Raw genomic sequence first — 12,276 nt, forward strand, 5'->3', positions numbered from 1 at the left:
ATTAATCAAAGTGTTAATAAGAACGGCTTTTAGTTGAAAAATTCACAGAAAATCCGATTAAAAAAGGCAATTAATAGCATATTAATATTTAATTTTACAGCCTTTTAAAACAAGAAACACACAACCTATTTTATATACAATGAAAACAGACGCTTTTGCATTAAGACACATTGGCCCTAGAGAAAATGATTTAGAACACATGTTAAAGACAATTGGGGCAGCAACGCTGGAACAATTGATTCAGGAAACGATTCCAAGTGACATTCGTTTAAAATCTGATTTAGATTTAGAACCTGCAATGACCGAATATGAGTTTGCAAATCACATTCAGAAATTAGGAAATAAAAATAAAGTTTTTCAATCCTACATTGGTTTAGGATACAATGCCGCAATTATTCCTGCAGTGATACAAAGAAATGTATTTGAAAATCCAGGATGGTATACTGCCTATACGCCGTATCAAGCCGAAATTGCGCAAGGCCGTTTAGAAGCCATTTTGAATTTCCAAACGATGGTTATCGAATTAACCGGAATGGAAATTGCGAATGCCTCTTTATTAGATGAAGGAACTGCAGCCGCAGAAGCAATGGCACTGCTTTTTGACGTTCGCTCTCGGGATCAAAAGAAAAATAACACCAATAAATTCTTCGTTTCTGAAGAAATATTACCCCAAACTTTATCCGTTTTACAAACACGTTCCACGCCAATTGGTGTCGAATTAGTACTAGGAAACCATGAAACATTCGATTTTTCATTGGACTATTTTGGAGCAATCCTTCAATATCCGGGAAAATTTGGGCAAGTACATGATTATACTGCCTTTATCGCTAAAGCAGCTGCAAACGAAATAAAAGTAGCTGTTGCCGCTGATATTTTGAGTTTGGCTAAATTGACACCTCCCGGAGAAATAGGCGCAGCTGTTGTTCTTGGAACAACACAACGTTTTGGAATCCCGCTAGGATACGGTGGTCCGCACGCCGCTTATTTTGCAACAAAAGACGAATATAAAAGAAGCATGCCGGGAAGAATCATCGGCGTGACAGTTGATACGGATGGAAACCGCGCCTTGCGTATGGCGTTGCAAACCCGTGAGCAACACATCAAACGGGATAAAGCGACTTCTAACATTTGTACCGCTCAAGTATTATTATCCGTTATGGCCGGAATGTATACCGTGTATCACGGACCAAAAGGATTACAATATATTGCAAATAAAGTACATGCTTCAGCAGCGACATTGGCAAATGCACTAGAAAAATCTGGTTTCCAGCAAATGAATACTGCTTTCTTTGACACCATTGTCATCAAGGCTGATGCCAAAAAAGTAAAAACAATTGCAGAAGAAAACGAAATTAATTTCTATTACATTGATGATAATACGATTTCAATTTCCTTAAACGAGACGACAAGCATTGCTGATTTGAATAAAATTATTGCTGTTTTCGCTTCTGCAAATGGGACTCCGCTTACACTGATTGAAACGTTATCAGAAACCAATCATTTCCCTGAATACTTAAACAGAACATCAACGTTTTTACAACACGATGTTTTCAATAAACATCACTCAGAAACAGCTTTGATGCGTTACATCAAAATGTTAGAAAGAAAAGATTTAGCGTTGAATCACTCAATGATTTCATTAGGGTCTTGTACCATGAAACTGAATGCCGCTTCAGAGATGTTGCCTTTAAGCATGCCACAATGGAACAACATTCATCCGTTCGCACCATTAGATCAAGCACAAGGATACCAAGAAATGCTCGCAAAATTAGAACAACAATTAAATGTAATCACTGGTTTTGCCGGAACAACATTACAACCTAATTCAGGTGCTCAAGGCGAATATACCGGATTAATGGTCATTCGTGCGTACCACCAGTCAAGAGGAGATCACCACAGAAACATTGCTTTAATTCCATCATCCGCACACGGAACGAATCCTGCATCAGCAGCGATGGCAGGAATGAAAGTAGTGGTAACTAAAACATTGGAAAACGGAAATATTGACGTAGAAGATTTACGCGAAAAAGCAGTTTTACACAAAGACAATCTTGCCTGTTTGATGGTAACCTATCCATCGACTCATGGAGTTTTTGAAAGTGCCATTAGAGAAATCACACAGTTAATACACAATAACGGAGGCCAAGTATACATGGATGGTGCGAATATGAATGCGCAAGTTGGATTGACAAATCCTGCAACTATTGGCGCTGATGTATGTCACTTGAACCTACATAAAACATTCGCGATTCCTCACGGCGGCGGCGGACCAGGAGTAGGACCTATATGCGTTGCACCACAATTAGTGCCGTTTTTACCTACTAATCCTGTAATTCCAACTGGTGGAGAAAACGCGATAACAGCAATTTCTGCCGCACCTTGGGGTTCCGCATTAGTGTGTTTGATCTCTTACGGCTATATCTGTATGCTAGGAGCCGAAGGGTTGAAACAATCTACTCAATATGCCATTTTAAACGCCAACTATATTAAAGAGAAACTAAACGGTCATTATGATACGTTGTATTCTGGAGAAATGGGTCGTGCCGCACACGAGATGATTTTAGAATGCCGCCCTTTCAAACAAAAAGGAATTGAAGTTACTGATATTGCAAAACGCTTGATGGATTACGGTTTCCATGCACCTACGGTTTCTTTCCCAGTGGCAGGAACATTAATGATTGAACCTACAGAAAGTGAAAACCTGGAAGAGTTAGATCGTTTTTGTGATGCCATGATTGCAATCCGTAAAGAAATTGAAAACGCAACATTAGAAGACAAAAACAATGTTTTGAAAAATTCGCCCCACACATTAGCCATGCTAACTACTGATATCTGGAATTTTCCTTACACTCGGGAACAAGCCGCTTTCCCATTAGATTATATTGCCGAGAATAAATTCTGGCCAACCGTACGAAGAGCAGATGATGCCTATGGAGACCGAAACTTAGTTTGTTCCTGCGCACCAATTGAAGCCTATATGGAAAGTTAAACCACCACAAAATGTCTCGAGAAATCGAGACATTTTTTTTGCGCAATAAAATTACCTGACCAGAGAAGCCCCGTGATCAAAAAAAATGAAAAAGATTTTTTTTTAACTTGAAAGAAGTAAGAAATAAAAATCGCATCAAAACATTCCTTTTACAATAAAAAATTCAATATTTTAGCCAATAAATTATTATTTCACAATTATATGCATGCATAGTAAATATTGTGACTGTACTAATTTTTTAATGATTAATTTAGCATAAATTTTGGAAAATTAACGCAATGAAAATAAAAATAGCTGGAATAGGAAGTTATATTCCTGAGAAAAAAATAAGCAATACAGATTTTGGCGAACATGTTTTTTTAAACGAGGATGGAACTGCTTTTGGTTATCCAAACGAAGTAGTCATTAATAAATTTAAGGGCATTACCGGAATTGAACACCGGCGTTATGCAGAGGATCATTTAAACTCCTCCGATCTCGCTTTTTTTGCCGCTCAAAAAGCAATAAAAAATGCTGGAATTGATCCTGAAACAATAGATTACATCATCTTTGCTCATAACTTTGGCGATGTAAAATACGGCACTAGCCAGTCCGATATGCTTCCAAGTTTAGCCACACGTGTCAAACACAAGCTACAAATAAAAAACCCAAAATGTGTTGCATACGACATCCTTTTTGGCTGTCCCGGATGGATCGAAGGCGTACTTCAAGCCAATGCTTACATCAAATCCGGCATGGCAAAACGTTGCTTGGTTATAGGTTCAGAAACGCTTTCCAGAGTAGTCGATGCGCATGACAGGGATTCCATGATCTACTCAGATGGTGCCGGCGCTTCTATCATTGAAGCTTCAGATGATGACACCGGTTTGTTAGCGTATGAAAGTGCAACCTATGCAAATGACGAAGCCAACTATTTATTCTTTGGAAAATCCTACAATCCTGATTTAGATCCGGACATTCGCTACATAAAAATGTACGGACGTAAAATCTATGAATTTGCATTAAATCATGTCCCTGCAGCCATGAAAAGTTGTTTAGACAAAAGTGGACTAGGTATTGATGATGTCAAAAAAATTCTTATCCATCAGGCTAACGAAAAAATGGACGAAGCAATCATACAGCGTTTTTACAAATTATACGACAGAACAGTTCCTAAAGACATCATGCCCATGAGTATCCATGAACTGGGAAACAGCAGTGTTGCTACCGTTCCAACTCTTTTTGACCTGCTCATCCGAGGCAAAATAGAAAATCAGGAAATACACAAAGGAGATGTTATGATTTTTGCCTCGGTTGGAGCAGGAATGAACATCAACGCCTTTATTTACCGATATTAATTCTTTTTAGGAAATTGTAATCAGGAGCTAATCCGGCTGTCCATTACAATTCCTCACTACAAAACTTGTTTTTCTAAGGTGCAATAAAGCTTCTTTTAGTCGCTTTTTGCACCTTGAAAAACTACATTTTGAAGCTCCGGGATTTTCATTGCCATCCGGGCTAAAAAACAATCTTCAAAAACACATTTATTACTATATTTGTGCCTTCGTTCCCCAGCGGACAAATCAAAAAAACATGTACGAAAAAACGTTTCCCAATAAAAGATTCAAACATACTTTAGAATTTCTAAAAAAACATGTCTCCTCCTCAGAGACCATCTTAGACTTAGGCGTTGAAAACCCTTTCTCTAAAATCATGAAATCCGAAGGATTTACAATTACAAACACAACCGGAGAAGACTTAGACAAGGACCAATCCGTATTTTTAAGAGAACAAAAAGAGGTTGTAACCGCTTTCGAAATTTTTGAACATTTACTAAATCCTTTCACTATTTTAAACGAAATAAAATCGGATAAACTTTTTATTTCTATACCATTGCGACTGTGGTTTTCTCCAGCTTACCGCAGTAAAACAGACCCCTGGGATAGGCATTACCATGAATTTGAAGACTGGCAACTCGATTGGCTATTAGAAAAAACAGGCTGGAAAATAATAGACCGGCAAAAATGGACCAATCCCGTTAAAAAATTTGGAATTCGTCCCTTATTAAGAAAGTTTACCAACCGATATTATATTGTTTACGCTGAAAAAATCAAATAGATTAACGATTTCTGATTTCTGATTTCTGATTAACGACTTGCAACAAATCGTTAATCTGAAATTTAAAATCTAAAATCTAAAAATTTTTAAATGAATTATTACATTGTTATTCCGGCCCATAACGAGGAAGCATTTATTGCTTTAACGCTAAATTCTTTGATTTCGCAAACCATTTTGCCCAAAAAAGTAGTCGTAGTCAATGACAATTCTACTGATAAAACAGCCGAAATCGTTATGGCTTTTGCCAAAGAAAATCCGTTTATCACATTGGTCACTAAAACCTCCCAAGCAATTCATTTGCCGGGAAGTAAAGTTATTCAGGCCTTTCACAAAGGTTATGAAACATTAGATGAAAATTATGACGTAATCGTGAAACTGGATGCCGATTTAATTCTGCCCAACAACTATTTTGAAACTATTTTAAACATTTTCGAAAAAGATACAACAATAGGAATGGCAGGCGGATTTGCTTATATCGAAAAAAATGGCACATGGATTCTGGAAAATCTTACTGACAAAGACCATATTCGTGGCGCATTCAAAGCCTATAGAAAAGCATGCTTCGAGCAAATAGGTAATTTAAAACCGGCAATGGGTTGGGACACCGTAGATGAGTTACTATGTAAATTTTACGGATGGAAAGTCATTACGGACACTTCATTACTGGTAAAACACCTAAAACCAACTGGCGCTAATTACAATAAAACTGCACGTTACAAACAAGGCGAAGCATTTTATACTTTAGGCTACGGCTTTTTAATCACTTCCATCGCTTCGGCAAAGCTGGCAATAATGAAGAAAAAACCGCTACTATTTGTAGATTACATCAGCGGTTATTGGAAAGCTAAAGTAGCTAAAACTCCATTATTAGTTACAGAAGAACAAGCAAAATTCATTAGAAAATATCGTTTAAAAAAAATGAAGGAAAAGCTTTTTTAGCTTCCAAAATCAAAAACTGCTAAATTGAAAGATATAACTCCTTACAATTTTTGTAATTTAGCCCATATTCGCAAAACTTATGATGCTCATTCGATATATAACACAGATAGGAAGATACTTCCTAATGCTGAGAGAAATTTTTAATAAACAGACCAAATGGTCTGTGATGAGAAATTTAATTTTCAAGGAAATTGATGACCTAATCATTGACTCTCTTGGTATTGTTGCCTTTATCTCTTTTTTTGTTGGAGGTGTAGTTGCTATACAAACTGCTTTAAATCTAACTAACCCATTAATTCCAAAATATCTTATCGGTTTTGCGACACGACAATCCGTAATATTAGAATTCGCACCCACTTTTATCTCCGTGATTATGGCCGGAAAAATGGGTTCGTTTATTACCTCCAGTATAGGAACCATGAGGGTTACCGAACAAATTGATGCCTTAGAGGTGATGGGTGTAAACTCCTTAAATTACTTGGTTTTTCCTAAAATAATCGCCTTATTATTATACCCATTCTTAATAGGAATTGCCATGTTTCTGGGAGTTCTGGGAGGCTGGATGGCAGGAGTTTATGGTGGTTTTATCTCTAGTACTGAGTTTATAAATGGCACACAGATGGATTTCATTCCGTACCACATTGTTTATGCATTCATAAAGACACTGATATTTGCCATGTTACTGGCCACAATCCCCTCTTTTCATGGCTATTATATGAAGGGTGGTGCGCTTGAAGTAGGTAAAGCCAGTACCGTTTCTTTTGTTTGGACATCAGTTTCCATAATACTATTCAATTATATACTAACACAGTTGTTACTAGGATCATGATAGAAGTACAAAACATAGAAAAATCATTTGGTGGAAATAAAATTCTTAAAGGTATTTCTACGGTTTTTGAAACCGGAAAAACCAATTTAATTATTGGACAAAGTGGATCCGGAAAAACAGTTTTGCTCAAAAGTCTTTTAGGCATTCATACTCCGGAATCTGGAACAATTTCATTTGATGGCCGAATTTACTCGGAATTAACGTCTGACGAAAAACGAGAACTTCGCACTGAAATTGGAATGGTTTTTCAAGGAAGTGCTTTATTTGATTCCATGACTGTAGCTGAAAATGTTGGCTTCCCATTAAAAATGTTCACTAGAGACAATAAAGCAAAAATTCAGCAGCGCGTAGATTTTGTATTAAAAAGAGTCGATCTTACTGACGCCCATAAAAAACTCCCTTCGCAAATTTCAGGAGGAATGCAAAAACGCGTTGCTATTGCCCGCGCCATTGTAAACAACCCCAAATACTTATTTTGTGATGAACCTAACTCTGGTTTAGATCCAAATACCGCTATATTAATTGATAATTTGATTAAAGAAATTACAGAAGAATATAACATCACAACGGTTATCAATACACATGATATGAACTCCGTGATGGAAATTGGAGAGAAAATTCTATTCTTAAAAGATGGCTTAAAAGCGTGGGAAGGAAACAAAGAAGAAATTTTCAGAACCGATAATGAGGCTGTCGTTGCCTTTGTTTATTCCTCTAATTTATTCAAAAAAGTAAGAGAAGCGTATTTGAAAGAGTGAAACAATCGTTCAATGTTATCCTTCTTTATTTTGCAATTTCTAATTGCAAAGAGACCTCATTATTGATTTTTAAAAATGAAAATCAATCAACTAAAGTACCTGATACACAAAAAAAATAGCGGTAATTAGGATTGTCCTAAAACCGCTATTATTTAGAATGAATTTATAAACTCTATTCAACAATCACCTGATGCCCTTCTATTTGCCCATCGATATTTATATTCAGGACGTAAATCCCTTTTGGTAATCCGGCAACATTTATTGTTGCAATATTATTGACAATTTCGACCTTAGCTTTTTTGTGTCCCGTCAAATCATACAGTTCGGCAATGATTTTTGAGTTTGTAACAAGCTTCATACTTTGATCTCTTAACTCAATATTTACAAAATCACTTGATGGGTTAGGATATATAGTATACCATGAAGATCCTTCTGGATTAGCCATTCGTGGTATTTGACCTCCACCACCTGAGCCATGACTTACCTGTATTGTTTTTGCCCCACCACAACCACAGGCATTTTTACCCATAAATTGTACTAAACCCGCATTCTGGGCGTAACCTGTAAAAACCTGAATTGAATTTGAATCACTATAATTCGTCAATTTTTGCCAGTTCTGACCAAAATAATCAAACGTATTTACAGTATCATACGGATAAGGTAGCCACCATTCATAAGAAGTCGCCCCTTGAGAAGTACCGCCACTATAATTTACCAATGCTCCAGTAGTGACTGTGGTTGGTCCTTTTAAAAATGTTGGAAAACTAGGTTTACCCACCCAAATAGTTTTGGTTACCGTCAAACCATTTTGAAAAGTTGCTGTAATAATTCCATTCCCACTCGACAAACCACTAATAATTACACCGTAAGCTGTCGAGCTTATTATTTGAATTTTGGGCTCGCTGTCCAAGTTGCAGCACTTGGCACTCTGCAAATATCAATAAATTGATAAGTTGAATTTGTGTTTAAACAAACTGTTGAAGCACCCGTTAGTTGATTAGCTTGGACTGGAAATGATGGGATTTGTGGCTGTCCCGCTAATTCTTTTAGCAACCAATCTACCATTTTATCTGTAAAAGTAATATGTCCCATATTGGTGCTTTCTCCATAAAAACTATTAAATGGTGTTTGATTAGTGCATACTAAATTTTTATCAATAGGCTGGTACCAGTCAGAAAATCCATTAGTGTCTAGAGCAGAATGAGTAGGAATGAAAGCCTGAGGGGCTATAGTTATATCAACACTATTAGGGATTCTCTGTTCAACTATAAGTCTTTCACCTGTCCACAAATAAGGAAATAATCCGTAAGGAGAACTAAAAGCATTAGTTCCTTCGAGCTCATTGTAAACTTCCCTTTTTAAATCATCGGCAGCATTAAAGCTACCCCCAGGTACAGCATCTAAACTTCCCATCCATAAATTGTTTGTAAGATTCCAGGAAATAGCCCCCTCTGGTGCTTTCGAGTAATTTTGAAGTAACATAGATGTCGAATTTTTATCGGGCATAAACCAGTTGTTAATTCGAAATGCAGGAACTTTCGCAATTCGTATCCCAAATGTTAAGATAGAACGTAGTTTAGCCAACGCTACTATTTCATAAAATTTTTCCGAAGGATTAACATTTTTTGCTCCACTTAACGATCCGTTAGCAATAGCAATTTTTCGAATTCCATTTAGTACAGGATACCCTTTACTGTTAGCAACACCGCTTGCGATTAATTCTTGGTTATAAGTGTCGTGTTGGGTGTTGTAAAAATTACTCCCAGCACCTGCAATGGTTAACAACATTTGTCGTGCTGCTTTAGAATTGATTACATCTCTGTATTTACTTTTGGCGTCATCTTTGCCCAATAGTTCCCCTAAAAAATACAAATCCGCTTGTGTGGCAAGTGGTATGCTTGCTCCTTGGTGCGGACTATCCATACTTACCCATAGACGGGTGTTGTGGTTCCAAATAACATCATTGGTTTCTTGATGTTTTTTCTCCATATAAGCCAGTGCATAACGTGTAATTTGACCGCCCATACTTGGACCAACAACTACTAATTTTTCGGTACTTCCATTGGTTTTAATGTCTTGATTTATTTTCTGTAAAAACGAGGTCACCGTTCTGCCATTTCTAAAAATATCATCTGCTCCTCCATCAATAACCTGCCCTAGATTGTTAGTGTAAGTAGGGAAATTAACAATTATCACATCGTAGTTTAAGGCAGTTAGTTGTGCTTTTAAATCTTTATCTTGATTATTATATTTCATCAAAAAAGATACTGACTCATAGGTTTTTGTCCCCCAATCTTTATTGGCTTTTATGCAGTTAGGGTCAGTGGCACAATCATCTTCTAGAATTCTTCTTATATCTCCAGGGTCAAAACCATCTACAATGATGAAAGGTTTTTTAAGTACATTGTTGGAGTTTTGGTCGCCATAAAAAATGCGGTATTCCAGTTGCCCTATTGCTCCATTACTGTCAGCAATTGTGGAATTATGACGCATTAGTCCCGAAGTGCCACGGGCTGTCAAACTATTTACCGAGGCATCGCTCCCTATTCCTATACCAGCATAGGTAGTAAGTGTAGAACCGTCGGTATAGGTTATGTTAAATTTAAGCAACTTATTTTCATTTACTGTGGGATAATTAATGGTAATGGTATTTTGCATCCATTGTTGGTTTTGCAATAGGGTTCGGGTTACTCCATCGCCAAAATCGGCGGTCATAGTAGTTATTTGTTTGTCGCCCCACTGATAGATTTCACTGGTATTGAACTGGTAGGTAACATTATTGGCGGGGGTAAGTATTAACTCCTCAAGCGGAGATACAATCGTTACTTGCTTTTGTATAAAAGGGGGTAAATTGTTTGCAGGAACATAAACCCCATTAATCAGTTTTACACCGCCATCATTCGGGAATTCTTCGTTGTAATTTAAGTAGCTTATTGCAGTGTTAATAATCCCTACTTTTACTATGGTTGAATAATAAGGTTGTGTTCGAGCAGTTCTTTGTAATTCATAATGTGCTTTAAGTCTGTTTTGTAAGATTTCTGATGATTCAAATTTTAATTTATCAGAGGCTCTATATAGTTCTGACAAAGCTTGTTTAAAATGCTGAGCGTTAGAAGCATTGTTATCCGTTTCATTATAAGCATACAAACCTGCAAAAGGAGTTACTTTGTCGTACAGCATTTCTAAATCGGTAGTGTATTGACTATCGGTTTTGAGTGTTGAAAGCGCCGTTTGCCAACCACTGCTTTGTTGGGCTTGATATTGTTGTACTGTGGGCAACTGTGCGTGTAGATTTGTAAAATACAATCCGGCAATTAAAAGTAGTGTTTTTTTCAATTTTCTGTTTGTTTATTTGTTTTTACAAATTTATGTTTGGTAATAAAAATTCTTCCCCTTGTTGTAGGGAGAACAATGATTTAGTTTGATAAAAATTTTTGATAATTTTTTATCATTGTATAAAATCATTTCTATCTTACAGTTTTAATTAAAGTTTGTGGAATTAATGGTGTTTTTAGTAAAATCAAAGCGACCTTCTTTAATTTCTATAATGTTGTTAGGGTTTTCTTCAGATTTAAGTTTACACGAAAATGTTCCAGAAATAATATCAATATCACTTCGGGTAATATTGATGCTTCCAGTATCAGCGACGGATAAGTATTTTTTTTGAACTCCTTTTGAATCATAAATAATTGCAGTGATTAGTGTATTTTCGCTTAATTCATGTTCTCTAGCTCCGTTACTATTACCAACTATGTAGCTATTAACTTTTAAAGGATATTGTTTCTCATTATTTTCTATATATATATAAATATATCCTCTATTTGTTTTTGCATCACCCGCTTGTATTTGTTCCCAATCATTTGATGTTAAGTAATTCACAGCATAATGTGTGCTTCCAGGCGGTATATAACCTTGACTGTTTCGGGGTACCATAATTTGTCCGTTAATAATAGCCCCAAAAGTATTAGCTCCTATTTGGGTTATGGCCGGTAATTGCGGGTTAAACTGTGCTTCGTTGTCGCATCCATTTAATAAAAAAACGGATAAAAATGATAAGATTGTGTGTTTCATAATGGAACTGTTTTTGTAAAGTTGAGACCATACAGTAAATATAAGATAAAATTTACATGAAAATACAAGTTTCACATTTGCATGCATGAAAAAGCAATTACTAATCAAGTGATTATAATCTTTGTTTATTCAAAAAAGTACGGGAAGCGTATTTGAAAGAGTAAAACAATACGTTTAATGCTATACTTCTTTATTTTGCAATTTCTAATTGCAAAGAGACCTCATTATTGATTTTTAAAAATGAAAATCAATCAACTAAAGTACCTGATACACAAAAAAAATAGCGGTAATTAGGATTGTCCTAAAACCGCTATTATTTAGAATGAATTTATAAACTCTATTCAACAATCACCTGATGCCCTTCTATTTGCCCATCGATATTTATATTCAGGACGTAAATCCCTTTTGGTAATCCGGCAACATTTATTGTTGCAATATTATTGACAATTTCGACCTTTGCTTTTTTGTGTCCCATCAAATCATACAGTTCGGCAATGATTTTTGAGTTTGTAACAGGCTTCATACTTTGATCTCTTAACTCAATATTTACAAAATCACTTGATGGGTTAGGATATATAGTATACCATGAAGAT

The 12,276-nt window shown here is 36.1% G+C and carries 10 protein-coding genes; 6 read left to right on the forward strand and 4 right to left on the reverse strand.

Translation table 11 applies throughout. From position 1 onward, the window contains the following. Positions 1-139: 139 nt before the first annotated feature. From gcvP to EKM05_RS08510, 6 genes are all read left to right on the forward strand, one after another. Positions 140-2,989, forward strand: a complete 2,850-nt coding sequence (gcvP, locus tag EKM05_RS08485; protein ID WP_126554591.1) for an aminomethyl-transferring glycine dehydrogenase — start codon at positions 140-142, stop codon at positions 2,987-2,989. A gap of 278 nt (positions 2,990-3,267) precedes the next feature. Then, positions 3,268-4,326, forward strand: coding sequence for a 3-oxoacyl-ACP synthase III family protein (locus EKM05_RS08490; protein ID WP_126451777.1), 1,059 nt, complete (start codon positions 3,268-3,270; stop codon positions 4,324-4,326). Between the two features lie 235 nt (positions 4,327-4,561). Continuing rightward, positions 4,562-5,086 carry a methyltransferase gene (locus EKM05_RS08495; RefSeq protein ID WP_126451776.1) on the forward strand — a complete coding sequence of 175 codons (525 nt, stop codon included), beginning with the start codon at positions 4,562-4,564 and terminating at the stop codon, positions 5,084-5,086. A 90-nt stretch (positions 5,087-5,176) separates the two neighbouring features. Next, positions 5,177-6,025: a glycosyltransferase family 2 protein gene (locus tag EKM05_RS08500; protein ID WP_126554593.1), complete on the forward strand. Its 849-nt coding sequence runs from the start codon at positions 5,177-5,179 to the stop codon at positions 6,023-6,025. A gap of 79 nt (positions 6,026-6,104) precedes the next feature. Then, on the forward strand, positions 6,105-6,854 hold the full coding sequence (locus EKM05_RS08505; RefSeq protein WP_126451774.1) for an ABC transporter permease: 750 nt from the start codon (positions 6,105-6,107) through the stop codon (positions 6,852-6,854). Beyond that, a complete protein-coding gene (locus EKM05_RS08510; RefSeq protein WP_126451773.1) occupies positions 6,851-7,612 on the forward strand; it encodes an ABC transporter ATP-binding protein in 762 nt (253 codons plus the stop codon). The genes EKM05_RS08505 and EKM05_RS08510 overlap by 4 nt, the downstream gene beginning before the upstream one ends. A 172-nt stretch (positions 7,613-7,784) precedes the next feature. Here the strand turns inward: EKM05_RS08510 and EKM05_RS08515 are convergent, their stop codons facing one another. The 4 genes from EKM05_RS08515 to EKM05_RS08530 form a co-directional block, all read right to left on the reverse strand. Continuing rightward, the gene (locus EKM05_RS08515) at positions 7,785-8,522 is read right to left on the reverse strand and encodes a T9SS type A sorting domain-containing protein (protein WP_126554595.1); all 738 of its coding nucleotides are present in this window, start codon (positions 8,520-8,522) and stop codon (positions 7,785-7,787) included. Then, positions 8,495-10,948 (reverse strand): triacylglycerol lipase, encoded by a 2,454-nt coding sequence (locus EKM05_RS08520; protein WP_126554597.1) that lies wholly within the window; start codon positions 10,946-10,948, stop codon positions 8,495-8,497. Before EKM05_RS08520 ends, EKM05_RS08515 begins: the two co-directional genes overlap by 28 nt. Before the next feature lie 144 nt (positions 10,949-11,092). Beyond that, positions 11,093-11,686 (reverse strand): hypothetical protein, encoded by a 594-nt coding sequence (locus EKM05_RS08525; RefSeq protein WP_370275753.1) that lies wholly within the window; start codon positions 11,684-11,686, stop codon positions 11,093-11,095. Positions 11,687-12,020: 334 nt separating this feature from the next. Beyond that, a partial coding sequence (locus EKM05_RS08530) for a T9SS type A sorting domain-containing protein (RefSeq protein WP_148103968.1) occupies positions 12,021-12,276 on the reverse strand: 256 nt, incomplete at its 5' end.

It is taken from the genome of Flavobacterium sp. GSP27, assembly GCF_003970395.1.
Taxonomy (GTDB): domain Bacteria; phylum Bacteroidota; class Bacteroidia; order Flavobacteriales; family Flavobacteriaceae; genus Flavobacterium.

What these genes read in the sequence shown, in the direction of transcription:
- gcvP (WP_126554591.1), top strand. Translation starts at nt 140, where the DNA reads ATGAAAACAGACGCTTTTGCATTAAGACACATTGGCCCTAGAGAAAAT.
- EKM05_RS08490 (WP_126451777.1), top strand. Translation starts at nt 3,268, where the DNA reads ATGAAAATAAAAATAGCTGGAATAGGAAGTTATATTCCTGAGAAAAAA.
- EKM05_RS08495 (WP_126451776.1), top strand. Translation starts at nt 4,562, where the DNA reads ATGTACGAAAAAACGTTTCCCAATAAAAGATTCAAACATACTTTAGAA.
- EKM05_RS08500 (WP_126554593.1), top strand. Translation starts at nt 5,177, where the DNA reads ATGAATTATTACATTGTTATTCCGGCCCATAACGAGGAAGCATTTATT.
- EKM05_RS08505 (WP_126451774.1), top strand. Translation starts at nt 6,105, where the DNA reads ATGATGCTCATTCGATATATAACACAGATAGGAAGATACTTCCTAATG.
- EKM05_RS08510 (WP_126451773.1), top strand. Translation starts at nt 6,851, where the DNA reads ATGATAGAAGTACAAAACATAGAAAAATCATTTGGTGGAAATAAAATT.